Here is a 26,047-nt window from a genome sequence, read left to right as displayed (position 1 = left end):
TAACTATTTTTGTAGGACAACCCTGAAACACTCTTCAGAAAACATCCGCAAGGCCGATGGCTAGGCTGCATGCCGCTTTCTATCCCTGTCCATCGGTGCTTTCCATGTTCAACAAACGCTTGAAGCAGGAGCTGTCGGCTCTTCGCGAAGAACTCTCCAGCCTTCAGCAAGTGAAGGAAAGTCTGGAAAGCGAGATGCTGGTCCTGACCCTGGATCCTGATGGACGGATTCAATCGGTCAACCAGAACTTCCTCGGCGAGATGCTCTACAAGAGCAGCGACCTGATTGGCCGGCACCTCGAAGACATCGTCCCGGCCCATGTGAAATCGGACGAATTCCACCACCGCTTCAGGGCCGCGCTGACCCGTGGCGAGCACTTCGCCGGCGCCGTGCGTTTGTTGCGTGGCAATGGCCAGGAAGCTTGGCTGCGCTCGATAGCACAACCGGTGCGCTCTTCGGAAGGTCGCATCAAGCACTTCTCGATTTACTCCAGCGACCTGACCCGCACCATCGAAGCGTCCCGCGAACATGAAAACCTGATCGGCGCGCTGGTGCGTTCGACGGCGGTCATCGAGTTCGATCTCAGTGGCAACGTGCTGGCGGCCAACGAGCGGTTCCTCAGCGGCATGGGTTACAGCCTGGCGCAGATCAAAGGCAAACATCACCGTGCGTTCTGCGAGCCGGAGGATTACAACAGCGCTGAATACCAGAATTTCTGGCGCCGCCTGAACGCTGGCGAATTCGTCGCGGGCCGTTTCAAGCGTGTGGACAGCCACGGTCGTGTGGTCTGGCTGGAGGCGTCCTACAACCCGGTGGTCGACGCCAACAACACGCTCTACAAAGTGGTGAAGTTCGCCACGGTGATTACCGATCAGGTCAATCAGGAGCAGGCGGTCGCCGAAGCGGCCAACATCGCTTACAGCACCTCCCAGCAAACCGATCAAAGCGCCCAGCGCGGCACCGCCGTGGTGACTCAGGCGGTGGACGTGATGCGCGACCTGGCCAGACACATGCAAACCGCCGGCGAAGGCATCGAAGCGCTGAACGAGCAATCGCTGGTGATTGGCACCATCGTCAAAACCATCAGCGGCATTGCCGAACAGACCAACCTGCTGGCGCTTAACGCGGCCATCGAAGCGGCGCGTGCCGGTGAACAGGGCCGAGGTTTTGCCGTAGTCGCGGACGAAGTCCGGCAGCTGGCTTCGCGCACCAGCCAGGCCACCGATGAAATCGTTGGCGTGGTGCGCCAGAACCAGGACATGGCGCGCAATGCCGTGGCCCTGATGACCGACGGTCAACTCCAGGCAGAGCAAGGCCTGGCGCTGGCGGCGGAGGCGGGCACGGTGATCGTCGAGATCCAGGACGGTGCACAGAAAGTGGTGAACGCGGTTGGGCAGTTTGCCAATCAGTTGTCGACTTGATACCTGACCTCCTGGTGGAAATCGCTACAATCGGCGTTTTCCCCAGGAGCAGCCCTCATGAGCGTTTCCCATCGCCGTCCGGTTCCTTTGTCCAAGGCTTATCGCTTGCTCAATCACGGGCCGACCGTGCTGGTCAGCGCAGCGCATGACGGCCAACGCAATATCATGGCCGCCGCCTGGGCCATGCCGCTGGACTTCGAGCCGCCGAAAATCGCCGTGGTGCTGGACAAGTCCACCTGGACCCGACAACTGCTGGAAGCGTCGGGAACCTTCGTGTTGAACGTTCCCTGCGCCGCCCAGGCCGATATCGCACAGACCGTTGGCTCGACGTCGGGCCTGGAACTGACCCAGGGCCAGGGTCTGGACAAGTTTCAGGTGTACGGCCTGCAGACGTTCAGCGGTGAGTTGATCGACGCTCCGATGCTTGAAGGATGCGTCGCATGGCTCGAATGCCGACTGCTGCCAGAGCCCAATAATCACCAGCAATATGACCTGTTCGTGGCCGAGGTGATTGCCGCTCAGGCCGATGAGCGTGTGTTCAGCGAGGGCCGTTGGCACTTCGAAGGGCACGATGCATTACGCACCTTGCACCATGTGGCTGGCGGGCATTTCCTGACGATCGGCGACCCGGTGGACGGCAAGAACCTGCAGCCGTAAGCCACTTGCCTTTCACACCCACACGTCATTCTGCGCCGTGCGTTCGCCGCCTTCGCTGCCCGTGTTCAGTACACCCTTGGGTTCGATCAACAGCAGTTTCACCTCTTGCACGGCGCAGGGTTTGTGCTCGACTCCCTTCGGCACCACATACATTTCACCCGCGTTCAGCAAAACGTGGCCATCGCGAAAGTCGATGCGCAATTGCCCTTCAAGAACGATGAAGGTTTCGTCGGTATCCAGGTGATCGTGCCAGATGAAATCCCCGAGCAATTTCACAACCTTGAACTGATAGTCGTTCATCTCGGCGATGACTCGAGGGCTCCAGTGCGAGTCGATCCGGGCGATTTTTTCAGCGAAGTTCAGGCTTTGATAAGCGGTCATGACGCAAGCTCTCGTGGTTGATCGTGACTCCACGATAGTCAGCGCGACAGCAGGTTTCTTGTACGATTGTGCGTGGCTCAGCGGCGGTGCATTTTCATCCACCGTGCCGGCGACAGGCCGTAGGTCTTGCTGAATTGCCGGGTCATGTGGCTCTGGTCGGTGAAGCCGGCGATCAGCGCGGCACTGACCAGTGACTGGCCCTGGATCAGCAGGGCGCGGACCAGGTCCAGGCGGCGCATCGTCAGGTATCGATAAGGGCTGGTGCCGAACAACAGGCGAAAATCCCTCGACAGACCCCAGCGATCCCGGCCGCTGTGTTGCGCCAGTTCCTCCAGGGTCACGGTGCGATCCAGGGCGCTGTGGATGAACTCCCGCGCGCGCTCCGCCGCCACGTAGTCGAAGCTTTTGCGTTTACCGGGCGCGCCGGAGACGGTGCTCAAGGCGTGTGCCAGATCGAACAACGCGTCCTGTTCTTCCAGCGGGTCGAGTGGGTCGTCCAGGCTTCGCATCAGCACATCGGTGGCGGCGAACAAGCGTGGATCGGTGGACAGGCCTGTCTTGATAAACGGCAATGGCTGGCCGCCGAGTATCTGTTGGATCAGCGCCGGCTCGATGTACATCATTCGGTAGTGGAAACCGCTGTCGGTGCCGGCCTCGCCATTGTGCAGTTCATCCGGGTGCAGCACCAGGGTGCCGCCCGGCAGGCTGTGACGCCAACCGCCGCGGTACTGAAAGCTCTGCACCCCGGCCAGCGTGCGGCCGATGGCATAGGTGTCGTGGCGATGAAGGTCGTAGCCGTGACCGGCAAAAAACGCCTCGATACGCTCCAGCCCGCCGATATTGGGCGCGCGGTGGAACCAGTCGATGGGAGGCGTGTGCTTGGCCATAGCGTCGTTGTCTTGAACTCAATGCAGAACACGGTAACCCAGTGACCGGCCACCTGTCTGCGGGCCGATAAAACCCATGAGGCTGGTAGAAAACAACGTGTAAATGTTGCAAGGTATCGAGCACTCACTAAAGCCAAGAAGGCGCCTCACACCATGGAAATGAATCCTCTGAGCTACGCTGCACCGCTGTTGTCTCTGGCGCTGTTATGGACGGTCGCGGTAGTGACGCCGGGCCCCAACTTCTTCAATACCGCGCAATTGGCCGCCAGTTGCTCCCGCCGTCATGGCGTGGTGGCCGCATTGGGCGTGGCGACTGGCACCGTGCTCTGGGGACTGGCGGGAGGCTTGGGCATCAAGTCCCTGTTCAGTGCGGCGCCGACGCTGTACTTAAGCTTCAAGATTGCCGGTGGTTGTTACCTGATCTATCTGGGCTTGAAGCAGTTCAAGCGCACTCCGGCGGTGATGCCGGGCGATAGCGTCTCGTTGAACGGGGCGGGACGCACGCTGCTCTCGGCTTATGGTAGGGGCTTTGTCGGCAATATGACCAATCCCAAGGCAGCGCTGTTCGTCGCGACGATTTTCGCCACGGCCATGCCTGCCTCTCCGCCGCCGATGTTGCTCGCGCTGGCCGTGCTGACGATGGCGACCTTGTCGTTCAGTTGGTATTGCAGCGTCGCACTGCTGTTTGCCAGCCGTCGGGTCGCGGGCGCCTATGAGCGTTCGCGCAAATGGCTGGATCGCTTCGCCGGCAGTTGCTATCTGCTGTTCGGCGCGCATCTGGTGGCCAATCGTTGAGGTGTATGGAATGAGCAAACTGCGGGTAGGCATTATTTTTGGTGGCCGTTCGGCGGAGCATGAAGTGTCGCTGCAGTCGGCGAAAAACATTGTCGATGCGCTGGACCGGTCGCGCTTCGAACCGGTGCTGATCGGTATCGACAAGCAAGGCCATTGGCACCTCAACGACCCTTCGAACTTCCTGCTCAACCAGGAAAATCCGGCACTGATCGCCCTCAACCAGTCCAACCTCGAACTGGCCGTGGTGCCGGGCAAGGCCAGTCAGCAATTGATCGAAACATCCGGCCAGGAACTGCTGGGCCACGTCGACGTAATCTTCCCGATCGTGCACGGCACGCTGGGTGAAGACGGCTGCCTGCAAGGCTTGCTGCGCATGGCGGACTTGCCCTTTGTCGGCTCCGACGTGCTCGGCTCTGCAGTCTGCATGGACAAGGACATCAGCAAGCGCCTGCTACGTGACGCCGGGTTGGCGGTCACGCCGTTCGTGACCCTGACACGTGCCAGCGCCGCACGCACCGGGTTCGCCGAGGTCCAGGGCAAACTCGGCCTGCCGCTGTTCGTCAAACCGGCGAATCAGGGGTCGTCGGTGGGCGTGAGCAAGGTCAGCGACGAAGCCGAGTACACGGCGGCAGTGGAACTGGCCCTGGGTTTCGATGAAAAAGTATTGATCGAGTCCGCCGTCAGCGGCCGCGAGATCGAGTGCGCCGTACTCGGCAACGAGGACGCCATCGCCAGCGGGTGTGGCGAGATCGTGGTGCGCAGCGGTTTCTATTCCTACGACAGTAAATACATCGACGCTCAGGCCGCAGAGGTCGTGGTGCCGGCCAACATCAGCATCGAGGCCAGTGAGCGCATCCGTGCCTTGGCGGTCGAGGCGTTTCAAGTGCTGGGCTGTTCCGGGCTGGCGCGGGTCGATGTGTTCCTGACTGACAGCGGCGAAGTGCTGATCAACGAAATCAACTCGTTGCCCGGCTTCACCCGAATCAGCATGTATCCAAAACTCTGGCAGGCCACTGGCATGACCTACAGCGAGCTGGTCAGCCGCTTGATCGATCTGGCGCTGGAAAAGCACAAGGCCCGGCAAGCGTTGAAGATTACTCGCTGAGTGGCGCGCGACTATTCAATCAAGGATGTATGGATGAGCGATTCAACGGTGTACCTGTTTTCCTACGGCACCCTGCAGGACAAAGCCGTGCAACTGGCCAACTTCGGGCGCGAGCTGACCGGCAGTGCCGACGCGATGTTGGGTTACGAGCAGTCCTGGGTGGAAATAACCGACCCTGAGGTGTTGGCCACCAGCGGCAAGACCCACCATCCGATTCTTCGCCCGGGCAGGGACAGCAGCGCGCCGATTCCGGGGATGGTGTTCCAGATCACCCCCGAGGAGTTGGCGGCCGCCGACAGCTATGAAGTAGCGGATTACAAGCGTGTCAGCGTGATCCTTCAATCCGGGATTGAAGCGTGGGTGTATGTGAGCGTGTAGTTGCGCAACACGCCGTTGTGCCGGCTTGATATCAGATTAGTCGGAGAGGATATTTCGGCGTCAGCCGGATGAATTTTTTGACGCTTCTACAGGAATCTCTTCGACCAGAAATTGTTTCGATTCATAAGCTTCGATAAGCGTGATCATGATGTCGAAATAGTCCCCTTCAGGGGTGCCTGGCTCTGGCTCATTGTCGAATAGCGCAGATACATTCCTGAGGGCCACGTGATAGTCCTCGTCGGTTTGAATGCTCATTGATTACTCCATCTCGACGGTATCGGCGTCGATCGCTTCGCACTTGTTTGTGAGGATTGACAGTTTCCCAACTCTATCGAAAAGGCAGCTTTTTGCGGATAGGAAAGGGCGGCGCGAGAAAGCCGATCAGGACTCATTACATGTAAAAAAGGGCCTACCTTCCGGTAAGCCCTTGCTCATTCACTCGTAGGACTCAATCCCCCAACGCCGCCCCCTCACGCCGAGGATCGGCCCCGCCCGCCAACGAAGCCTTCCCCTGCGCATCCTTCACCCGAACAATCGCCTGGGTGCCGCTGGTCATGTCGATCTCGTTCACGCTGTGCCCTTTGTCCTTCAACGCCTGAATCAGCCCGGCGCTGAACTGGCCTTCTTCCAGTTCCGTCGGGCCGTTGCGGCTGCCGAAGTTGGGCAGGCCGATGGCCGCTTGCGGGTCGAGGTTCCAGTCGAGCAGGCCGATGGTGGATTTGGCGACGTATTCGATGATCTGCGAGCCGCCGGGCGAACCGAGGGTGGCGAGGAATTCGCCGCTCTGGCGATCGAAGATCAGCGTCGGTGCCATGGACGAGCGGGGGCGTTTGCCGGGTTCGACGCGGTTGGCGACTTTCTGGCCGTTTTCTTCGGGGATGAACGAGAAGTCGGTCATCTGATTGTTGAGCAGGAAACCTTGCACCATCACGTGCGAGCCGAATGCAGATTCGACGGTGGTGGTCATGGACACCGCGCTCCCTTCGTCATCGACCGCCACCACTTGCGAGGTGGAGATGCGCAGCGGCGAACGGTCCGGTGCGTAGGCGACCTTGATGCCCGGAGGGGTGCCGGGTTTGGCCGTGCCCATGCTGCGATCGCCGATCAGGGCGGCGCGGCTGGTCAGATACGTCGGGTCCACCAGACCTTTGACAGGGACGGGAACGAAGTCGGCGTCGGCCAGATAGAGCGCGCGATCCGCGTAGGCCAGGCGCTCGGCTTCGGAGATCAGGTGAACGGCTTCAGGCGTCGGCTCGATGCCGGCGGCTTTTTCAGTCTTGAGCGGTTTCATTGAGGCCAAGGCAAAGCGCGGATCGCGAGCCTCCAACGCCTGGAGTGTGCCGAGGATCTGCGCCACGGCGATCCCGCCCGATGATGGCGGCGGCATGCCGCAGACCTGCCAACGTTTATAGTCGGTGCACAGCGGCGCGCGTTCCTTGGCCTTGTAACCTTGGAGATCGTTCAGCGACAGGCTGCCAGGGTTGGCGTGGCCCTGGACCTTGGCCACGATTTCTTGCGCAATCGGCCCTTTGTACAGCGCATCCGGCCCTTCTTTGGCGATGCGTATGAATGCTGCAGCCAGTGCCAAGTTTTTCAACTGCGTACCGGCCGCTTTCGGGCTGCCATCAGCATTGAGGAAGTACGCCACCATGTCCGGCGAGCGTCGCATGGAGGAGTCTGAAGCGATCAGCTGATGCAGGCGCGGTGAGATGGCGAAGCCTTGCTCCGCGAGTCTGATGGCCGGTTCGAATAATTGCGCCCACGGCAGGCGACCGTGTTTCTGATGAGCCAGCTCAAGCGCTCGCAACACGCCGGGTGTTCCCACTGAGCGACCACCAATCTGCGCCTGGGTGAAGGTCATCGGTTTGCCGTCGGCCTGAAGGAAAAGCTTCTCTGTAGCGCCGGCCGGTGCGGTTTCGCGACCGTCATAAGTACGCACGTTCTTGCCATCCCACAACACAATCAACGCGCCGCCGCCAATGCCCGAGGATTGGGGTTCCACTAACGTCAGCACCGCTTGCATGGCGATGGCGGCATCTATCGCCGAACCGCCCTGGCGCAGCATCTCCCGCCCGGCTTCGGCTGCCAGAGGGTTGGCCGCTGCGGCCATGTGTTTCGAGGCGTGGCGGGTTTGCAGGTCGGTGCGATAACCCGAGGCGACTTCCGGTGCGACTGGCAACGTTGAAGTCGGCGGGGCGTTGCAGGCAGCGAGGGTCAGCGCGGTGGCGATCAGCGACAAGGCTGACAGGCGATAGCGGCTCAAGTGGAAGGCTGAGAACACGTGGGGCACTCCGTCCGTGGGAAAAGATCAGGGGACTTTATCGACCGACAGGGCGAGGTGCAAACCACGGACTACAGCAAAGACGCTTTTGTCCTTCATGAGTCAACGGGTTTTCTGTAGGGTCTAGAGAACAGACGAGCCAGAAAACCAACAAGAGGCAGCCATGCAGACGGAGTTTCCTACCCAGCCGAGTTACCGCGCACAACGTGAACAATTCCTCGCGGCAGCGACGGCGGCCGGAGCGACACTGACCACGTATCCGCATCCACTCAAAGGGCCTTTTGGCGAGTCGCTGAGCACCGATGTGGCGGTGTTGGGCGATCCGGGCGCCAAGCGACTGCTGATCGTCTTGAGCGGTACCCATGGGGTGGAAGGTTTCTATGGCTCAGGATGCCAGATCAAGTGGATGCAGGAGTTGGGCAAGCGTTCACTGCCGGCCGATGTCGCGGTGGTGATGATTCACCTGATCAATCCCTGGGGCACCGCGTGGCTGCGCCGAGTCAACGAAGACAACATCGACCTGAACCGCAATCACCTGAACTTCGAACGCCCGCTGCCGGACAATCAAGCCTACGCAGCGCTGCATGACATCTATGCCTTCACCGAGTTGCGAGGTCCCGAGCGTGATCGCGCCGATGCCTTGCTCGACGGGAAGATTCGCGAGCACGGCTGGCCGGCGGTGATGTCGATTGTCGAGGGCGGCCAGCACAGTCATCCCGATGGCCTGTTTTATGGCGGGCTGGCGCCGAGCTGGTCGAACCGCACGCTGCACGAAATCATGCAAAAGCATATTGCCTACGCCGAGGTCGCGATGTGTTTTGACTTGCACACCGGTGCTGGCGAGTACGGTCATCCGATGTTGCTGACCATCACCGAGGCGGCTTATCCCGCGCTTCCCGAGGCGCAGGCCATTTACGGTCCGTGGCTCTACACGTTGCTGACCGGTGCCGATACCTTGAGTGAAACCGGTGTGGCAGCCACCGCTACGGGCTACACCTCGCAGGCACTGGTCAATGCATTGCCGCAGGTAAAACTGATGCCGTTTGTGATCGAGTGCGGGACTTACCCGGGGCCGGACGTTCATCGTCATTTGCGCGATGACCACTGGCTGCACCTGCACGGTAATCCGAGTGATGCAGTGGGGCGTGAGATCAAACTGAACCTGCTGGAGCAGTTCTATCCTGCCGACAGCGACTGGCAGGCGATGGTCTGGCTGCGGACCTGGCAGATCTGGGAGCGCGCGTTGTCGGCGTTGCCGACGGTTCGTTCCTGATGTGATTTTCGAGGTACTTTTCTCGAGGCATAAAAAAACGGCCTACCTTTCGGTAAGCCGTTTTTAGTACTTGGTGGCTACACAGGGACTTGAACCCCGGACCCCAGCATTATGAATGCTATGCTCTAACCAACTGAGCTATGTAGCCAAGTGGCGCGCATTATTCACCGGTAATGCAGATGCGTCAAGCGTAAATCTAAAATATTTCTCTACGCTTTCAACCGCTTATCCACCTGAGCCGAAAAATCGGACCAGGGGAGGGCTTCAACTGAGCTGAAATCTCCCGGTATTGGCACTCAATGCCTTGCTGCCCTGGCTCAAGGTGTCCGCCGCCAGGTTCACCGCCCGTGCGCCTTCCAGCAATCTTACCGCTGCCTGATCGACCTGCTGGATGTTGCCGCTGACTTCATCGGCAGTACTGGCCTGTTCCTCTACTGCCGTGGCGATTTGCGCCAGGGTGTCGGTCACGCCTTGTACCGCGTGGGCAATTTCGCCCAGGCGTTCACCCAGGCCGGTGACTGACTGGGCATCACTTTGTGCCTGGCTACAGGCCGCTTCCATCAGGCTGACCGCTTCATTCACCGTGCTGCGCAGGCTGTCGACAGTGCCGGCGATCTGCGCCGTGGAGGACTGCGTGCGTTGCGAGAGGCTGCGCACTTCATCCGCCACGACCGCAAACCCACGACCCTGTTCGCCAGCGCGAGCCGCCTCGATCGCCGCGTTGAGCGCCAGTAAGTTGGTCTGCTCGGCCACGCCGCGAATGGTGTCGACCACCAATTGAATCTGCTGCCCTTGTTCGCTGACCCGCCCGAGTGCCGCCGCCGTGTCGTTCAAACGCTGATTGAGCTGCTGAATGCTCGCCGTGGTGCGCTGACTGTCGCGGCTGCTGTCGGCCGCAATCCTTTGGGTGTGCTGAGCGCTACCGGACGCCTGTTCACAACTCTGGGCGACCCCTTGAGAGGTCGCCGCCAATTGCGTGGCCGCTGCGGCGATCTGACTGATCTGCAATTGCTGCGCTTCAACTTCGCCGAGGGCGCCGCTGGAGTGATGGTTGAGGGTGCGCACCGCATTGCTCACCTGCAAGGTTTCGTGGTCGACCCCCAGCAAGCTGTTGCGCAGTTGCACCACCGCGACGTTCAGGGCGGTGCTGATGGCCGCCAGTTCGTCGCGCCCCTGTACCGGCACTTGCAGGCTGAGGTTGCCGTCGCGCAAGGCTTCAGCCAGCAAGGTGATGCCGCTGGCGCTGCGACGAATCGAAGCCTGCAAGCAGATGAACAGGTACAGCGCGGCCAACAGCAGGCAGCCAAAGATCGTCGCCACCAGAATGAACTGACGGATCGCCGATCCATGGTAGTAATCCAGACGCTGATCCAGCGACACCAGCGACTGCTGGCGCAGCGAGGCAAGGTCGGTGAGCAGGGCGTCGAGGCTGCGTTCGAACTCTTCCGGTTTGAGCTTGATGCTGCCGCCGAAAACACCGTCGTCGAGGACTTTCAGTTCGGCGTCCAAATGCTTGAGGCTGTCGTGGTATTGCCCGGCCCAGCTTTGCAAGGCGCTGGGCAGGCGTGCTTCCAGGAGGCTCGCGGTTTTCGCCAACTGTTCCCGGGCATCGCCGATACGGCTGCGCAAGTCGCGCAATTGCAGGCGGCTTTGCAGGGTGAATTGCCCGGACACCACCGACGCCTGACCGACACTGGCCAGACGGCCGACTCGTTCAATCAGGTCCGGCGCGTGTTGCGTGGAAATCTGCGTCAGCAGGTACGTTTCCAGCCAGGGCGCGAGCGTCAGGCGATTGTCCATGGCGATCTGCTCGCGCAAGGCTTGCAGCGCACTCAAGGCGTTGGTGAAACGATCGTAGCCATCCGGCCACCAACCGACACTGCTCAGGCTTTTCGAGTCGAGGCCGTTGAGAGCGGTTTGCAGGGCCTGGTAACGGCTCAGGGTTTCGCCCTCGGCGCCTTCGGTTTTCAGCGCGTTACCGAGGTCTGAGGTGGCTTGGGCGACGGCGGGTTGAACCGCATCGAACGCGGCCATCGCGGCAAGAGTCGCCGGTGTTGGCTGGCGATTGGTTTCCGTCGCACGCCAGCGGGCGGCGCGGTCACGTTGGGCGGCGAGCAAGTTATCGAGCGCATCCAGGGCCAGCAGTTGACGAACGCCGGCACGTTCGCCGGAGATCAGGTTCAGCTTGGCGCGATAGTCCTGACCGATCATCAACAGGCTGCCTGCCAGCGGCAGGATAAACAGCAGAAACAACAACTGAAATTTGCGTGCGAAGCCAAAACGCCCCAGCAATCCGATCCCCGGTGATAAAAAAGCCTGCATGCCCCATGACTCCTCTGGACACCACGCACCATTGGCGTGCGTCGAGGCCGTTGCGACCGCGACTTGTGCCCCTTTAAAAGGCCTCGAAAGTTCACCCTTGTCAGCTCTGTAGGCCGACTCTGTGGCGAAACTTCCCATTCTCGGTCCCCTTTGTAAGGGGCCGCGTTGAAGGTGATAAACAAGGCAAGATTCAGACCATGGCGTTGAGCTATCAGCGACTGAATTTAGTTCGTTAGCTGGCTAAGGGGATGGCGCTGCTGCACTGAAAAATGGCACATTGACGCACCTGCCCGTGTGCACCATCTGTTGTACGGAAATTCTCATGGCTATTACGAATGCTCAGACCGGCGCGACGTCGGCACCCGCGACTCCGCAAACCAGCCCGCTGGTCATGCGCATCATCGGCGCCGTGGCGCTGGCGCATTTGATCAACGACCTGATTCAGTCAGTGCTGCCGTCGATTTATCCGATGCTCAAGGCCAACTATGGGCTGACCTTCACCCAGGTTGGCTTGATCACTTTGACGTTCCAGCTAACGGCTTCGCTGTTGCAGCCATGGGTCGGTTACCACACCGATCGCCATCCCAAACCCTGGCTGCTGCCGGCGGGGACGGTCTGCACGCTGATCGGCATTTTGATGATGTCGGTGGTCGGCAGCTTCCCGATGATTCTGCTGGCGGCGGGGTTGATCGGTATCGGCTCCTCGACCTTTCACCCGGAAGCCTCTCGTATTGCGCGGTTGGCCTCGGGTGGGCGATTCGGTCTGGCGCAATCAACCTTTCAGGTCGGCGGTAATGCCGGTTCAGCCTTTGGTCCGTTGCTGGCGGCGGCGATCATTATTCCCTTCGGTCAAGGCCACGTAGCCTGGTTCGGCTTGTTCGCCGTGTTTGCGCTGTTCGTGCTCTATCGGATCAGCCGCTGGTACGCCAACCACTTGAACCTGTTCAAGCTCAAGCAAGGTCAGGCGGCGACCCACGGCCTGTCAAAACGCCGAGTCATCAGTGCGCTGGTGGTGCTCGGGCTGCTGGTGTTCTCCAAGTATTTCTACATGGCGAGCTTCACCAGCTACTTCACCTTTTACCTGATCGAGAAGTTCGACCTGTCTGTGGCCAGTTCGCAGCTGCATCTGTTCCTGTTCCTGGGCGCAGTGGCGGCGGGGACGTTCTTCGGTGGGCCGATCGGCGACAGGATCGGGCGTAAGGCGGTGATCTGGTTCTCGATCCTCGGCGTTGCGCCGTTCACGCTGATCCTGCCTCACGTTGACCTGTTCTGGACCAGCATTCTCAGTGTGGTAATCGGCTTCATCCTCGCGTCGGCGTTCTCGGCCATCGTGGTTTACGCCCAGGAACTGGTGCCGGGCAATGTCGGGATGATTGCCGGGGTGTTCTTCGGCTTGATGTTCGGTTTTGGCGGGATTGGCGCGGCGTTGCTCGGGCATCTGGCGGATGTTCACGGCATCGAATACGTGTACTTTCTGTGCTCGTTCCTGCCGTTGTTTGGTGTGTTGGCGATCTTCCTGCCGAGAACCAAAAAGCCCTAGCACCGCTCGCTCCTACCGGATGGGGTGTTGCCCGGATTGCAGGCACAAAAAAGCCGCGTATCAAACGCGGCTTTTTCTTGTGCGGCTGCTTCGTCTTGAAAAACTCAGACGTTGAAACGGAAGTGCATCACGTCGCCGTCTTTAACGATGTAGTCCTTGCCTTCCAGACGCCATTTACCGGCTTCTTTGGTGCCGGCTTCGCCCTTGTACTGGATGAAGTCGTCATACGCGATGACTTCGGCGCGGATGAAGCCTTTTTCGAAGTCGGTGTGGATCACGCCAGCGGCTTGTGGTGCGGTGGCACCGACGCGGACGGTCCAGGCGCGGACTTCTTCGACACCGGCGGTGAAGTAGGTCTGCAAGTGCAGCATTTCGTAGCCGGCGCGAATCACGCGGTTCAGACCTGGCTCTTCGAGGCCCAGCGCTTCGAGGAACATGTCTTTCTCTTCGCCGTCTTCCAGCTCGGCGATTTCGGCTTCGATCTTGTTGCAGACCGGAACCACCATGGCGCCTTCTTCTTCGGCAATGGCCTTGACGATGTCCAGCAGCGGGTTGTTCTCGAAACCGTCTTCAGCGACGTTGGCGATGTACATGACCGGCTTTGTGGTCAGCAGGTGGAAACCACGAATCACCGCTTTATCGTCGGCGCCCATGGTCTTCATCAGGGTGCGCGCTGGCTTGCCGAGGGTGAAGTGAGCGATCAATTGCTCCAGCAGGCCTTTCTGGACCACGGCGTCCTTGTCACCACCCTTGGCGTTGCGTGCGACTTTCTGCAGTTGCTTCTCGCAGCTGTCGAGGTCGGCGAAAATCAGTTCCAGATCGATGATTTCGATGTCGCGTTTCGGGTCGACGCTGTTGGAGACGTGAATCACGTTCTCGTCTTCGAAGCAGCGGACCACGTGAGCGATGGCATCGGTCTCGCGGATGTTGGCGAGGAATTTGTTGCCCAGGCCTTCACCTTTCGAGGCGCCGGCAACAAGGCCTGCGATGTCGACGAATTCCATGGTGGTCGGCAAGATGCGCTTTGGATTGACGATGGCCGCCAGGGCTTCCAGACGCGAATCCGGCATCGGCACGATACCGGTGTTCGGCTCGATGGTGCAGAAGGGGAAGTTCTCGGCCGCGATCCCGGATTTGGTCAGGGCGTTGAACAGGGTGGACTTGCCGACGTTAGGCAGGCCGACGATGCCGCAATTGAATCCCATGGTGTTTCCCCTCGGATTAGAGTCAGGCCTTCTGGCTGTGCAGGTTTTTCATCGCACGGTTCCATTCACCGGCGAGGATATCCGGCAGCACGCCGAGGGCAAAGTCGATGCTGGCATCGAGTTTTTCCTGTTCGGCGCGTGGCGCACGACCCAGGACGAAATTTGAAACCATACTGGCAACGCCCGGGTGGCCAATGCCAAGCCGCAAGCGGTGAAAGGTATTCTGATTGCCCAGTTGCGCAATGATGTCGCGCAACCCGTTGTGACCGCCGTGGCCGCCGCCCTGTTTGAGTTTGGCAACGCCCGGTGGCAGGTCGAGTTCGTCATGCGCCACGAGGATTTCTTCAGGCGTAATGCGGAAGAAGCCGGCGAGTGCCGCGACGGCCTGGCCGCTGCGGTTCATGTACGTGGTGGGAATCAGCAGACGAACATCCTGACCCTGATGCGAATAGCGCCCGGTCAGGCCGAAATATTTGCGATCGGCCACAAGGTTTACGCCCTGTGCGTTCGCGATGCGCTCAACAAAAAGGGCCCCTGCGTTATGCCGGGTCTGTTCGTATTCGGCGCCTGGATTTCCCAGGCCAACGATCAGTTTGATGGCAGTCACGATAGGGGCCCTTCCTTGGAGTGGTGGATAACATCGCCGAAATCAGTGTGTGCGGCGAAAGTGGACGACAAGTGCTCATTTACCATTATGTAAACTCCGCGTTCTCGCCCGCTTTCTCGCTACGTTCCAGTCCGCGATGTTACCGGGTCACTCCGGCATGACAGAGTGAATTACTCTGCTGCGCCTTCTTCAGTAGCTTCTGGAGCAACACGTGGAGCGTGGACGTTGGCAACAGCCTTGTCATCGCCGTGTGCCAGAGCAACAAACTCAACGCCTTTAGGGGCTTTGAGGTCGGACAGGTGAATGATCGAGCCGATTTCGGCGTTAGCCAGGTCGACTTCGATGAATTCAGGCAGGTCTTTTGGCAGGCAGGTCACTTCGATTTCCGAAACAACGTGCGAAACTTCGCCGCCTTTCTTGATCGGAGCTTCTTCACCAACAAAGTGTACAGGCACGATAGCGGTCAGTTTCTGGCCAGCTACAACGCGTACGAAGTCAGCGTGCATCACGTGGCCTTTGGCCGGGTGACGTTGCAGAGCTTTGATGATTACGTTTTGCTTGGTGCCGCCAACGTTCAGCTCGATGATGTGGCTGTAAGCCGCTTCGTTTTCGAGCAGTTTGGCAACTTCTTTAGCCAGCATGCTGATGGATTCAGGGGCTTTTTCGCCACCGTAAACTACAGCTGGTACCAGGCTTGCGAGACGACGCAGGCGGCGGCTCGCACCTTTCCCCAGGTCGGAACGCACTTCAGCATTCAGAGTAAAATCGTTCATGTTGTATCTCCAAAATAACCACATTCGCCCCAGCGGTTGCGACCAGCGCTAAAGGCGATATGGGCAAAAAAGCCCCGCCCCGACAGGAATGCCGGGGCGGGGCGCTTTTCGTCAACGAGACAGTCGAGAAGGGCAGGGCCCTTAACGGAACATCGCGCTGATCGATTCTTCGTTGCTGATGCGGCGGACCGCTTCGGCAACTACCGGCGCGATATCCAGTTGACGGATACGCGAACAGGCTTGAGCAGCAGCGGACAACGGGATGGTGTTAGTCACCACCAGTTCGTCCAGCATGGAATTTTCAATGTTTTCGATCGCCCGACCGGACAGCACAGGGTGTGTGCAGTAGGCGAAAACCTTGGCAGCGCCATGCTCTTTCAGGGCCTTTGCCGCGTGGCACAGAGTGCCGGCGGTATCGACCATGTCATCGACCAGAATACAGGTACGCCCTTCGACATCACCGATGATATGCATCACTTCAGAGTGATTGGCTTTCTCACGGCGTTTGTCGATGATCCCGAGATCCACGCCCAGGGATTTGGCAACAGCACGTGCACGCACGACGCCGCCAATGTCCGGGGACACGATCATCAGGTTTTCGAAGCGCTGATCTTCAATGTCATCCACCAGAACCGGGGAGCCGTAGATGTTATCTACCGGAATATCGAAGAAACCCTGGATTTGGTCAGCATGCAGATCAACCGTGAGAACACGGTCGATGCCGACTACGGTAAGCATGTCAGCAACGACTTTCGCGCTGATAGCCACACGTGCGGAACGCGGACGGCGATCCTGACGGGCATAACCAAAGTAAGGAATAACAGCAGTAATACGAGTAGCCGAGGAGCGGCGGAAGGCATCAGCCATCACTACCAGTTCCATCAGGTTATCGTTGGTCGGAGCGCAAGTCGGCTGAATAATGAAGACATCTTTACCGCGGACGTTTTCATTGATCTCGGCAGTAATTTCGCCGTCGGAGAACTTACCGACAGAGATGTCACCGAGAGGGATATGCAGCTGACGTACGACACGCCGAGCCAGATCGGGGTTAGCATTCCCCGTAAAGACCATCATCTTGGACACGCGCAGTACCTAGAGGCTGAGGGTAACCTGGATGAGTATAGAAAATGGCAGGGGCGGCTGGATTCGAACCAACGCATGGCAGGATCAAAACCTGCTGCCTTACCGCTTGGCGACGCCCCTGTATCTGTTGCAACGATTACCCAGTAATCGGTTCCTTTAGAGCAGACTTTGTAGCTTGCGATGCAACATCGAAACGTTGCTTCCTTTTGCTACAAACCCTGTAAGGGTCTCTGTAAGAAGGGCCGAGACTTTATCAGCTTCAGCTTTGCTTGGGAAGCCCCCAAACACACAACTTCCAGTTCCGGTGAGTTTTGCTTCGGTAAATTTACCTAACAAATTCAATGCGTTACGTACATCTGGATAACGCCTTGCTACCACCGGTAAGCAGTCATTTCGACTGTTTCCCTTGGGAACGGGGCGCACTTTAATGGGAGAAGAGTTACGTGTCAACAACGGATCTGAAAAAATTTCTGCTGTACTTACAGAGACTTGCGGCACGAGCACGACATACCACGGTTCTTCGGGGTCTACAGGGGTGAGTTTCTCCCCTACGCCTTCGGCAAAAGCCGCGTGGCCACGCACGAAAACCGGGACGTCGGCCCCCAGTGTCAGGCCCAGCGCGGCCAGTCGATCCTCATCCCAATCCAGTTGCCAGAGATGGTTCAGACCGAGCAAAGTCGTCGCGGCATTTGAGCTGCCGCCACCGATTCCACCGCCCATGGGCAGAATTTTTTCGATCCAGATGTCGATGCCGAGCGAACAACCGGATTGCTCCTGAAGTTTTTTCGCGGCTTTGACGATGAGGTTGCTGTCGTGAGGAACGCCGTCGAATTCGGTGTGCAGTTGAATCACGCCGTCGTCGCGCACGGCGAAAGTGATTTCATCGCCGTAATCGAGAAACTGAAAAATTGTCTGCAACTCGTGATAACCGTCTTCACGGCGACCGAGGATGTGCAGCATCAAATTGAGTTTGGCCGGGGAGGGCAGCGTCAAGCGCGGAGCAGTCATGTTCACTGCCCCAGTTTGCGTGGTTGCCATTCCTTGATCACCAACGTGACATCAAGGTCGGTGCCGTGCAGTTTGATCCGCTCGGGCAGCCAATAGCCGTTTTGCTCGGCGTAACTGAGGTATTCCACTTGCCAGCCATCCTGTTCGAGATTGGCCAGGCGGCTGTCGGCATCCAGGGTCAGGCGACTTTTGCTGTCCGGCGCCGGGAGCCCGCGAACCCACCAGGCCAGATTGGACACCGGCAGCTTCCAGCCGAGCTGTTCTTCGACCAGCGCTTCGGGAGTCGTTGCGTCATAGCGGCCCTGATTGGCCACTTCCAGCGAGACTTTGCCGGGGCGACCGGTCAAGCGAGCAGCACCGCGTCCCAGCGGGCCGGAAAGGCGAATGTCGTAGTAGTCCTGTCGTTGCAGCCAGTACAGCGTGCCGCTGCCCGAATCCTTTGGCGCACGAATACCGATCTTGCCGTTGATCTGCCAGCCATCGAGCCCTGCCAGCTGTTGCTTGTACTCGCGCCATTGGGCCGGGTTGCCTTGACCCTGGACCGATTCGCGAGCGCCGAAGCCCGCGCAACCGGCGAGCAGGGCGATGAAGCTGAAAACAATGAGGTGGCGCAAAAACATAATCTTAAAGAGTCTCTGATCCGGTCAGGCGCTTGATGGTGCTGCGCAGGATGGGGCTGTCGGGTTGTTCCTTGAGGAACTTGCCCCAGATTTGCTTGGCTTCGCGTTGCTTGCCATTGGCCCACAGGACTTCACCCAGGTGAGCGGCAACTTCCTGATCGGGGAAACGCTCCAGGGCCTGACGCAGGTAGCGCTCGGCTTCATCGAGGTTGCCCAGGCGGAAGTGCACCCAGCCGAGGCTGTCGAGTACCGCCGGGTCTTCCGGGTTGATCTGGTGCGCTTGTTCGATCAGGGCCTTGGCTTCGGCGTAACGCGTCGTGCGGTCGGACAGGGTATAGCCGAGGGCGTTCAACGCCATCGCATTGTCCGGGTCGCGCTTGATGATCAGGCGCAGGTCTTTTTCCATCTGCGCCAGGTCATTGCGTTTTTCCGCCTGCATGGCGCGGGTGTAAAGCAGGTTCAGATCGTCCGGGTATTTTTGCAATGCGGTTTGCAGAACCTTCCAGGCCTTGTCGGGCTGATTATTGGCAGACAAGGTCTCGGCTTCGATCAGGTACAACTGAATCGCGTAATCGGGTTGCTCATCGCGTTCCGTGGCCAGACGGCTTTGGGCTTCGGCGGTCTTGCCGTTGTTGATCAGGATGTCGGTCTGGCGCAGTTGTGCGGGCAGGTAGTCATTGCCCGGGCCGACCTGGGCGTACTCGATCAGCGCGCCTTGTGGATCGTTGCGTTCTTCAGCGATACGGCCGAGGTTCAGGTGCGCCGAATCGACGTGGCTTTCCCGGGCAATCAAATCTTCCAGGTAACCCTTGGCCTCGTTCCAGGCCTTGGCTTCCAGGCACACCAGCGCCAGGGAATAACGCAGTTCGTCGTCTTCCGGGTATTGCTGAACCAGGCTTGAGAACTCGACTTTGGCGTCGTCCATGCGGTCCTGTTCAACCAGCATGCGCGCATAGGTCAGGCGCAGGCGTTTGTCGTCCGGGTATTTCTTGATGCTCTTTTGCAGCAGCGGCAAGGCTTCGTCGCCACGGTTGAGCCCTTGCAGCAGGCGCGCACGCAGCAGGATCGGGGCAATTTCGCCGTCGTCCGGTGGATTGTCTTCCAGCAGGGTCAGCGCGCCTTTGGTGTCGCCGTCCTGTTGCAGTAGCAAGGCCTTGCCGAAAATCAACTGGCTGTTGTTCGGGTGGCGCAGCAGTAAACGGTCAAAACTTTTCATCAAGCCGTTGCGCGTGTCCTGGTCGGTATCGGCCGCGGACAGGGCGAGGAAGTCGAAATGCGTGTCGCCCTTGCCGAGCAGGACTTTCTCCATATAGGCCATGGAGTCGTCATAACGCCCGGCGCGAGCCAGCTGCACGGCCGCCGCACGTTGCGCCTCGAGATCGTCCGGGGCGTTTTTCGCCCAGATCAACGCGGTATCCAGGGCGGCCTGATCGGCGCCCAGGTACTCGGCGATGCGGAAAGCCCGCTCGGAGATGCCCGGATCCTGGGTATTGATGGCCTGGGTCACGTAATTGTCCAGGGCAATGTCGAAGCGATTGCGCTGGCCAGCCAGTTCGGCGCTCAACAGGCTGAAGACGGTTTCTTCACTGAATGAGCTGTAAACCTTGGGCTTTTCAGGGGCCGGAGTGCTGTCTTCGACCGGCGGCGTACCGTCCGACGAGACGGGTGCCAAGGCCTGGCAGCCGCTGAGGAAGACAAAAGCGAGGAGCAACGCGGAAGATCTATTCATATAGGAAGAGGACGACTAACCTGCGGTCGGATCATCATGACACAAGCCTTCGGCCAAACATAACCGAGTCTCGATTGATGCCTTTATAGAGGCAGGTCATTGGGACAATAGTCAGCGGTAGTTGTTCTGGCTCTGTCGAAGTAGGACAATTGCCGGCTTCACGTCACCATCAGCGACCTTGAATGGCCTTCCTTGCACTCGGTATCAACCACAAGACTGCGTCAGTAGACGTCCGCGAGCGCGTGGCCTTTACCCCTGAGCAACTGGTGGAGGCCTTGCAGCAGCTCTGCCGACTCACCGACAGCCGCGAAGCTGCGATCCTCTCCACCTGCAATCGCAGTGAACTGTATATAGAACAGGATCACCTTTCGGCTGACATCGTGCTGCGCTGGCTGGCCGATTATCATCATTTGAGCCTCGAAGAGCTGCGCGCGAGCGCTTATGTGCACGAAGATGATGCGGCAGTTCGTCACATGATGCGGGTTGCCTCTGGGCTCGACTCGCTGGTGTTGGGCGAACCGCAGATTCTCGGTCAGATGAAATCGGCCTACGCCGTAGCACGTGAGGCCGGCACCATCGGTCCGCTGCTCGGGCGTTTGTTTCAAGCGACGTTCAATGCCGCCAAGCAAGTGCGCACCGACACGGCCATCGGCGAAAACCCGGTGTCCGTGGCGTTTGCCGCAGTCAGCCTGGCGAAACAGATTTTCAGTGACTTGCAACGCAGCCAGGCCTTGCTGATCGGCGCCGGCGAGACCATCACCCTGGTCGCCCGCCATCTGCATGAACTGGGTGTGAAGCGCATCGTCGTCGCCAACCGTACCCTGGAACGCGCGAGCATCCTCGCCGAGCAGTTTGGTGCTCACGCCGTATTGCTCTCGGACATTCCGGCGGAACTGGTGCGCAGCGACATCGTTATCAGCTCCACCGCCAGCCAGTTGCCGATCCTCGGCAAGGGCGCCGTGGAAAGCGCCTTGAAACTGCGCAAGCACAAACCGATTTTCATGGTGGACATCGCCGTCCCTCGGGATATCGAGCCGGAAGTCGGCGAACTGGACGACGTTTACCTGTATAGCGTCGACGATCTCCACGAAGTGGTCGCCGAGAACCTCAAGAGTCGCCAGGGTGCAGCCCAGGCGGCCGAAGAGATGGTCTCGGTCGGTGCCGAAGATTTCATGGTCCGCCTGCGTGAACTGGCGGCGGTGGATGTGCTCAAGGCCTATCGCCAACAAAGCGAGCGCATGCGCGACGAAGAACTGCAAAAGGCCCAGCGCATGCTGGCCAACGGCAGCAGCGCCGAAGAGGTGCTGGTGCAACTGGCGCGCGGCCTGACCAACAAACTCTTGCATGCACCAAGCGTGCAGTTGAAAAAGCTTTCTGCCGAAGGCCGCCTCGATGCGCTGGCCATGGCCCAGGAACTCTTTGCCCTGAATGAGGGCTCATCGGATAGCTTTTCGGATAAAAAACCGCAATGAAAGCGTCACTGCTCAATAAGCTGGACATCCTCCAGGACCGTTTCGAGGAATTGACCGCCTTGCTTGGCGATGGCGAAGTCATTTCCGATCAGGCCAAATTCCGCACCTATTCCAAGGAATACGCGGAAGTCGAACCGATTGTCTCCACCTATAAACAGCTGCTCAAAGTGCAAGGCGACCTCGAAGGCGCCCAGGCACTGCTCAAGGACAGCGACCCGGACATGCGTGAAATGGCCGTGGAAGAAGTTCGCGAAGCCAAAGAGCAACTGATCGACATCGAAGCCAGCCTGCAACGCATGCTGCTGCCCAAGGACCCGAATGACGGGCGCAACGTGTTCCTCGAAATCCGTGCCGGCACCGGCGGTGACGAGGCGGCGATTTTCTCCGGCGACCTGTTCCGCATGTACTCGCGTTACGCCGAGCGGCGTGGGTGGCGAGTGGAAATCCTCTCTGAGAACATCGGCGAGCACGGCGGCTATAAAGAGGTTATCGCCCGGGTTGAAGGCGAAAACGTCTACGGCAAACTGAAATTCGAATCCGGCGCGCACCGCGTGCAACGGGTGCCGGCCACCGAATCCCAGGGTCGCATCCATACCTCGGCCTGTACCGTGGCCGTGTTGCCCGAGCCAGACGAGCAGGAAACAATCGAGATCAACCCGGCAGATCTGCGGGTCGATACGTATCGCTCCTCCGGTGCCGGTGGTCAGCACGTCAACAAGACCGACTCGGCAATCCGCATCACGCACTTGCCGTCCGGCATTGTCGTGGAGTGCCAGGAAGAACGTTCCCAGCACAAGAACCGCGCCCGGGCGATGTCCTGGCTGTCGGCCAAACTAAACGATCAGCAAACCAGCGCCGCCGCGAACGCCATCGCCAGCGAGCGTAAGTTGCTGGTCGGTTCGGGCGATCGCTCCGAACGGATCCGCACCTACAACTTTGCCCAGGGCCGGGTGACCGATCACCGGGTCAACCTGACGCTGTATTCCCTCGACGAAATCCTCGCCGGCGGCGTCGAGGCGGTGATCGAACCCTTACTGGCCGAGTTCCAGGCCGATCAATTGGCAGCGATAGGTGAGTAAATGACGATCATTGCCAGTTTGTTGCGCGCAGCCGATTTGCCTGACTCGCCCACGGCGCGTCTGGATGCAGAATTATTGCTGGCCGCTGCGTTGGGCAAGTCCCGCAGTTTTCTGCACACTTGGCCGGAACGCATTGTGCCGAGCGACGCGGCACTGAAATTCTCCGAGTACCTGCAACGTCGTCGTGGCGGTGAGCCGGTGGCGTACATTCTGGGTCAGCAAGGGTTCTGGAAGCTTGATCTGGAAGTCGCGCCGCACACGCTGATCCCGCGCCCGGACACCGAATTACTGGTGGAAGCCGCACTGGAATTGTTGCCCGCCACGCCGGCCAACGTGCTCGACCTCGGCACCGGCAGCGGCGCCATTGCGTTGGCCCTGGCAAGCGAACGTCCGGCATGGAAAGTGACTGCCGTGGATCGCGTGCTCGAAGCCGTGGCCCTGGCCGAGCGCAATCGTCAGCGCCTGCACTTGAACAATGCCACGGTGTTGAGCAGCCATTGGTTCAGCGCTCTGGAAGGTCAGCGTTTTCAACTGATCATCAGCAATCCGCCTTACATTGCCTCCGCCGATCCGCATCTGGTGGAAGGCGATGTGCGCTTCGAACCGGCCAGTGCCTTGGTGGCTGGTGTCGACGGGCTCGAAGATCTGCGTCTGATCGTGGCCCAGGCGCCGGATTATCTGGAGGCCGGTGGCTGGCTGATGCTCGAACACGGCTACGATCAAGCGGTGGCAGTACGCGAATTGCTGCTGACCCGCGGCTTTGAAGAAGTCCACAGTCGCACCGATCTGGGCGGCCACGAACGTATCAGCCTGGGGCGCCTGCCGTGCTGAATGATCAGGAATTGTTGCGCTATAGCCGACAGATTCTGTTGCAACACGTCGACATCGACGGCCAGTTGCGACTGAAGGAAAGCCGCGTGTTGATCGTCGGCCTCGGCGGTCTCGGCTCACCGGTTGCGCTTTATCTGGCAGCAGCCGGTGTCGGCGAGCTGCACCTGGCGGACTTCGACACCGTTGACCTGACCAACCTGCAACGCCAGATCGTTCACGACACTGACAGCGTTGGCCTGAGCAAAGTCGATTCGGCGATTCGCCGTCTGAGCGCGATCAATCCCGAGATCCAGTTGATCGCCCATCGCACCGCGCTGGACGAAGATTCCCTGGCCGCCGCCGTGGCTGCGGTGGATCTGGTGCTGGACTGCTCCGACAATTTTTCTACCCGTGAAGCGGTCAACGCTGCGTGCGTTGCCGCCGGTAAGCCGCTGGTCAGCGGTGCGGCGATTCGCCTCGAAGGGCAATTGTCGGTGTTCGACCCGCGTCGCCCAGAGAGTCCGTGTTACCACTGTTTATACGGTCACGGCAGCGAAACCGAGTTGACCTGCAGTGAAGCTGGCGTCGTCGGTCCATTGGTTGGGCTGGTTGGCAGCCTCCAGGCGCTGGAAGCCTTGAAACTGCTGGTGGGTTTCGGCGAGCCGCTGGTAGGGCGCCTGTTGTTGATCGATGCCTTGGGCTCGCGCTTCCGTGAGTTGCGGGTCAAGCGTGATCCGGGCTGCAGCGTCTGTGGTTCGAAACATGCGTGAAGCGCCTATCGGCGTGTTCGACTCCGGTGTCGGTGGGCTTTCGGTGCTGGCCGAGATCCAGCGTTTGCTGCCCAACGAGTCTCTGCTGTACGTCGCCGATTGCGGCAATATTCCCTACGGTGAGAAAACCCCGGAATTCATCCAGCAGCGTTGCAGCGTGATGGCTGAATTTTTTCAGCAGCAGGGCGCCAAGGCCTTGGTGCTAGCCTGCAACACGGCGACCGTATCCGGTGTTGCGGATCTGCGCCGCGATTTCCCTGAGTGGCCCATCGTCGGCATGGAACCCGCCGTCAAACCCGCCGCTGCCGCGACCCGCAGTGGCGTGGTTGGCGTGCTCGCCACCACCGGTACGCTGCAGAGCGCCAAGTTTGCTGCCTTGCTCGACCGTTTCGCCACCGATGTGCGCGTCATTACTCAGCCGTGCCCCGGCCTGGTGGAGCTGATTGAAAACGGCGATCTGCACAGCGAGGCATTGCGTCAGTTACTGGCCGGGTATGTCGGGCCGCTGCTCGGCGCCGGGTGCGATACGATAATTCTCGGCTGCACGCATTATCCCTTCCTAAAGCCTTTGCTTAAGCAGATGATCCCGGATGACATCAGCTTGATCGACACGGGCGCCGCTGTAGCGCGGCAACTTCAGCGTCTGTTGGCTGAGCGTGAATTGCTCGCCGAGGGGCCTGCACGTGCTGCGCTGTTCTGGACGAGTGCCGATCCGGAGCATTTCAGAAATATCTTGCCGACCTTGTGGAATACCGCTGGCGTTGTGCAAAGCTTCAAGAAGTAAACCAAATCCTGGGGCACACGAATAATTGGGGTGAACTTCTGATTAAGCGTCGACTTCTATAGCGGTGAGCAACAAAAAAAACCTTACGAAATTATTCGGAAAAGGATGTTTCTAATGAAGCGACTATTCTGCTTGGCCGCGATTGCGGCCGCACTGATGGGGCAAAGTATTACCGCACAGGCGGCAGGCGTGGAGTTCGCAGTCGGGCAGACCAGCGAGTCGACCATGACCTACCGACTGGGCATGCAATTCGATTGGGACAAGAGTTGGTTGCAGAGTGATGTCGGTCGTTTGACCGGGTACTGGAGCGGCGCCTACACCTACTGGGATGGTGACAAGACCTCCAGTAACCACAGCCTTTCGTTCTCGCCGGTGTTGGTTTACGAGTTTGCCGGCCAGACGGTCAAGCCCTACGTGGAGTTGGGCGTCGGCGTCGCGGTGTTCGCCAATACCGAAGTCGAAAACAATCAGCTCGGCAGTTCCTTCCAGTTTGAAGACCGCTTCGGCTTCGGCCTGCGCTTTGCGGGCGGACATGAAGTCGGGATTCGTGCGACGCACTATTCCAATGCCGGGCTCAGTAGCCCGAACAACGGTGTAGAAAGCTACGCCCTGCACTACACGATGCCGTTGTAAGACTAGGTGATCTAAATGTGGGAGCGGGCTTGCTCGCGAATGCGGTTTAACATTCAACTTTGATGTTGACTGACAATCCGCTTTCGCGAGCAAGCCCGCTCCCACAATGGATCTTCAATGATCTGAATTCACCGATACGCCGTAGTAATCCCCTGGCGCTCTTCGATGCATTCCGGTGCCCCCATCTCGAACTCCCGGCAGATCAGCGGGCGTTTTTCGTAGATGGTGCACATCATGCTGTTGCGATCCAGCGCGGCGCACCAGCCGTCATCCAGGCGCAGCATGACTTCCCCGCCCCAATCATCGGTATCGATAAAACGCTCGGGCACGCCCGTGTCGGTGATCAGCATGACTTCGAGCTGACAGCAGCAGGCTGCGCAGGTCGAGCACGTGACGGCCGGCTCGGTGATTTGCGTGTGGGGAATGGTTTTCAT

25 protein-coding genes, 2 tRNA genes and 2 pseudogenes are annotated in these 26,047 nt (G+C 59.4%); 14 read left to right on the top strand and 15 right to left on the bottom strand.

What is annotated here, in order from left to right; genetic code table 11:
* Window positions 1-56: 56 nt before the first annotated feature.
* From ACYZT8_RS25040 to ACYZT8_RS25030, 3 genes and pseudogenes are all read left to right on the top strand, one after another.
* A pseudogene (locus ACYZT8_RS25040) lies at window positions 57-833 on the top strand (PAS domain-containing protein); the annotation flags it as partial.
* Window positions 813-1,421 carry a methyl-accepting chemotaxis protein gene (locus ACYZT8_RS25035; protein WP_461959387.1) on the top strand — a complete coding sequence of 203 codons (609 nt, stop codon included), beginning with the start codon at window positions 813-815 and terminating at the stop codon, window positions 1,419-1,421. The pseudogene ACYZT8_RS25040 and the gene ACYZT8_RS25035, both read left to right, overlap by 21 nt.
* Before the next feature lie 57 nt (window positions 1,422-1,478).
* Window positions 1,479-2,078: a flavin reductase family protein gene (locus ACYZT8_RS25030; protein ID WP_461976765.1), complete on the top strand. Its 600-nt coding sequence runs from the start codon at window positions 1,479-1,481 to the stop codon at window positions 2,076-2,078.
* Window positions 2,079-2,090: 12 nt separating this feature from the next.
* On the opposite strand, the gene ACYZT8_RS25025 is transcribed toward ACYZT8_RS25030, so the two are convergent.
* Both ACYZT8_RS25025 and ACYZT8_RS25020 read right to left on the bottom strand, forming a co-directional pair.
* On the bottom strand, window positions 2,091-2,459 hold the full coding sequence (locus tag ACYZT8_RS25025) for a cupin domain-containing protein (RefSeq protein ID WP_461976763.1): 369 nt from the start codon (window positions 2,457-2,459) through the stop codon (window positions 2,091-2,093).
* 77 nt (window positions 2,460-2,536) lie between these two features.
* The gene (locus ACYZT8_RS25020) at window positions 2,537-3,346 is read right to left on the bottom strand and encodes an AraC family transcriptional regulator (RefSeq protein WP_461976761.1); all 810 of its coding nucleotides are present in this window, start codon (window positions 3,344-3,346) and stop codon (window positions 2,537-2,539) included.
* A gap of 153 nt (window positions 3,347-3,499) precedes the next feature.
* Here ACYZT8_RS25020 and ACYZT8_RS25015 point away from each other — a divergent pair, with 153 nt between their 5' ends.
* From ACYZT8_RS25015 to ACYZT8_RS25005, 3 genes are read left to right on the top strand one after another with little or no spacing between them, the layout of a single operon-like run.
* Window positions 3,500-4,141, top strand: a complete 642-nt coding sequence (locus ACYZT8_RS25015; RefSeq protein WP_461976759.1) for a LysE family translocator — start codon at window positions 3,500-3,502, stop codon at window positions 4,139-4,141.
* 10 nt (window positions 4,142-4,151) lie between these two features.
* Window positions 4,152-5,246 carry a D-alanine--D-alanine ligase gene (gene ddlA / locus ACYZT8_RS25010; RefSeq protein WP_461976757.1) on the top strand — a complete coding sequence of 365 codons (1,095 nt, stop codon included), beginning with the start codon at window positions 4,152-4,154 and terminating at the stop codon, window positions 5,244-5,246.
* Window positions 5,247-5,279: 33 nt separating this feature from the next.
* Entirely contained in the window at window positions 5,280-5,624 is a 345-nt protein-coding gene (locus ACYZT8_RS25005; protein ID WP_461976755.1) for a gamma-glutamylcyclotransferase family protein, read from the top strand.
* 75 nt (window positions 5,625-5,699) lie between these two features.
* Here the strand turns inward: ACYZT8_RS25005 and ACYZT8_RS25000 are convergent.
* Window positions 5,700-5,879: pseudogene (locus tag ACYZT8_RS25000) on the bottom strand (transcriptional regulator); the annotation flags it as partial.
* Window positions 5,880-6,072: 193 nt separating this feature from the next.
* Window positions 6,073-7,905 (bottom strand): gamma-glutamyltransferase, encoded by a 1,833-nt coding sequence (ggt, locus tag ACYZT8_RS24995; RefSeq protein ID WP_461976753.1) that lies wholly within the window; start codon window positions 7,903-7,905, stop codon window positions 6,073-6,075.
* Window positions 7,906-8,068: 163 nt separating this feature from the next.
* Between ggt and ACYZT8_RS24990 the strand changes: the two genes are divergently transcribed.
* On the top strand, window positions 8,069-9,178 hold the full coding sequence (locus ACYZT8_RS24990) for a DUF2817 domain-containing protein (protein WP_461976751.1): 1,110 nt from the start codon (window positions 8,069-8,071) through the stop codon (window positions 9,176-9,178).
* A 71-nt stretch (window positions 9,179-9,249) separates the two neighbouring features.
* On the opposite strand, the gene ACYZT8_RS24985 is transcribed toward ACYZT8_RS24990, so the two are convergent.
* Window positions 9,250-9,326, bottom strand: a tRNA-Met gene (locus ACYZT8_RS24985).
* A gap of 116 nt (window positions 9,327-9,442) precedes the next feature.
* Window positions 9,443-11,500 (bottom strand): methyl-accepting chemotaxis protein, encoded by a 2,058-nt coding sequence (locus ACYZT8_RS24980; protein ID WP_461976749.1) that lies wholly within the window; start codon window positions 11,498-11,500, stop codon window positions 9,443-9,445.
* Window positions 11,501-11,822: 322 nt separating this feature from the next.
* Here ACYZT8_RS24980 and ACYZT8_RS24975 point away from each other — a divergent pair, with 322 nt between their 5' ends.
* Window positions 11,823-13,040, top strand: a complete 1,218-nt coding sequence (locus ACYZT8_RS24975; RefSeq protein WP_461976747.1) for an MFS transporter — start codon at window positions 11,823-11,825, stop codon at window positions 13,038-13,040.
* Between the two features lie 104 nt (window positions 13,041-13,144).
* Here ACYZT8_RS24975 and ychF read toward each other — a convergent pair whose 3' ends face one another.
* The 8 genes from ychF to ACYZT8_RS24935 all read right to left on the bottom strand — a co-directional run bounded on the left by ychF (window position 13,145) and on the right by ACYZT8_RS24935 (window position 20,065).
* The gene (gene ychF / locus ACYZT8_RS24970) at window positions 13,145-14,245 is read right to left on the bottom strand and encodes a redox-regulated ATPase YchF (RefSeq protein ID WP_046053455.1); all 1,101 of its coding nucleotides are present in this window, start codon (window positions 14,243-14,245) and stop codon (window positions 13,145-13,147) included.
* Window positions 14,246-14,267: 22 nt separating this feature from the next.
* Complete coding sequence (pth, locus tag ACYZT8_RS24965; protein WP_008153430.1) at window positions 14,268-14,852, bottom strand: aminoacyl-tRNA hydrolase; 585 nt, start codon at window positions 14,850-14,852, stop codon at window positions 14,268-14,270.
* Window positions 14,853-15,022: 170 nt separating this feature from the next.
* On the bottom strand, window positions 15,023-15,625 hold the full coding sequence (locus ACYZT8_RS24960) for a 50S ribosomal protein L25/general stress protein Ctc (protein WP_150713983.1): 603 nt from the start codon (window positions 15,623-15,625) through the stop codon (window positions 15,023-15,025).
* A gap of 141 nt (window positions 15,626-15,766) precedes the next feature.
* Window positions 15,767-16,708: a ribose-phosphate pyrophosphokinase gene (locus tag ACYZT8_RS24955; RefSeq protein WP_003208392.1), complete on the bottom strand. Its 942-nt coding sequence runs from the start codon at window positions 16,706-16,708 to the stop codon at window positions 15,767-15,769.
* Between the two features lie 45 nt (window positions 16,709-16,753).
* Window positions 16,754-16,828, bottom strand: a tRNA-Gln gene (locus ACYZT8_RS24950).
* A 36-nt stretch (window positions 16,829-16,864) separates the two neighbouring features.
* Entirely contained in the window at window positions 16,865-17,716 is an 852-nt protein-coding gene (gene ispE / locus ACYZT8_RS24945) for a 4-(cytidine 5'-diphospho)-2-C-methyl-D-erythritol kinase (protein ID WP_461982607.1), read from the bottom strand.
* 2 nt (window positions 17,717-17,718) lie between these two features.
* Entirely contained in the window at window positions 17,719-18,336 is a 618-nt protein-coding gene (gene lolB, locus ACYZT8_RS24940) for a lipoprotein insertase outer membrane protein LolB (protein WP_461955697.1), read from the bottom strand.
* Between the two features lie 4 nt (window positions 18,337-18,340).
* The gene (locus ACYZT8_RS24935; RefSeq protein WP_461976744.1) at window positions 18,341-20,065 is read right to left on the bottom strand and encodes a tetratricopeptide repeat protein; all 1,725 of its coding nucleotides are present in this window, start codon (window positions 20,063-20,065) and stop codon (window positions 18,341-18,343) included.
* 182 nt (window positions 20,066-20,247) lie between these two features.
* Here ACYZT8_RS24935 and hemA point away from each other — a divergent pair, with 182 nt between their 5' ends.
* From hemA to ACYZT8_RS24905, 6 genes are all read left to right on the top strand, one after another.
* On the top strand, window positions 20,248-21,537 hold the full coding sequence (gene hemA, locus ACYZT8_RS24930; protein ID WP_461955695.1) for a glutamyl-tRNA reductase: 1,290 nt from the start codon (window positions 20,248-20,250) through the stop codon (window positions 21,535-21,537).
* On the top strand, window positions 21,534-22,616 hold the full coding sequence (gene prfA / locus ACYZT8_RS24925) for a peptide chain release factor 1 (RefSeq protein WP_461976742.1): 1,083 nt from the start codon (window positions 21,534-21,536) through the stop codon (window positions 22,614-22,616). Before hemA ends, prfA begins: the two co-directional genes overlap by 4 nt.
* Window positions 22,617-23,447 carry a peptide chain release factor N(5)-glutamine methyltransferase gene (gene prmC, locus ACYZT8_RS24920; protein WP_461976740.1) on the top strand — a complete coding sequence of 277 codons (831 nt, stop codon included), beginning with the start codon at window positions 22,617-22,619 and terminating at the stop codon, window positions 23,445-23,447.
* Complete coding sequence (locus tag ACYZT8_RS24915; RefSeq protein ID WP_461976738.1) at window positions 23,441-24,196, top strand: molybdopterin-synthase adenylyltransferase MoeB; 756 nt, start codon at window positions 23,441-23,443, stop codon at window positions 24,194-24,196. Before prmC ends, ACYZT8_RS24915 begins: the two co-directional genes overlap by 7 nt.
* Entirely contained in the window at window positions 24,189-24,980 is a 792-nt protein-coding gene (gene murI, locus ACYZT8_RS24910) for a glutamate racemase (RefSeq protein WP_461976736.1), read from the top strand. Before ACYZT8_RS24915 ends, murI begins: the two co-directional genes overlap by 8 nt.
* Before the next feature lie 114 nt (window positions 24,981-25,094).
* Window positions 25,095-25,613, top strand: a complete 519-nt coding sequence (locus ACYZT8_RS24905; RefSeq protein ID WP_461976734.1) for an acyloxyacyl hydrolase — start codon at window positions 25,095-25,097, stop codon at window positions 25,611-25,613.
* Between the two features lie 128 nt (window positions 25,614-25,741).
* On the opposite strand, the gene ACYZT8_RS24900 is transcribed toward ACYZT8_RS24905, so the two are convergent.
* Window positions 25,742-26,047 (bottom strand): YkgJ family cysteine cluster protein, encoded by a 306-nt coding sequence (locus ACYZT8_RS24900; protein WP_131059487.1) that lies wholly within the window; start codon window positions 26,045-26,047, stop codon window positions 25,742-25,744.

It is taken from the genome of Pseudomonas sp. LB3P93 (assembly GCF_054898025.1).
The sequence above is the reverse complement of the archived record's forward strand: the minus strand, read 5'-3'. Positions and strand labels throughout refer to the sequence as shown.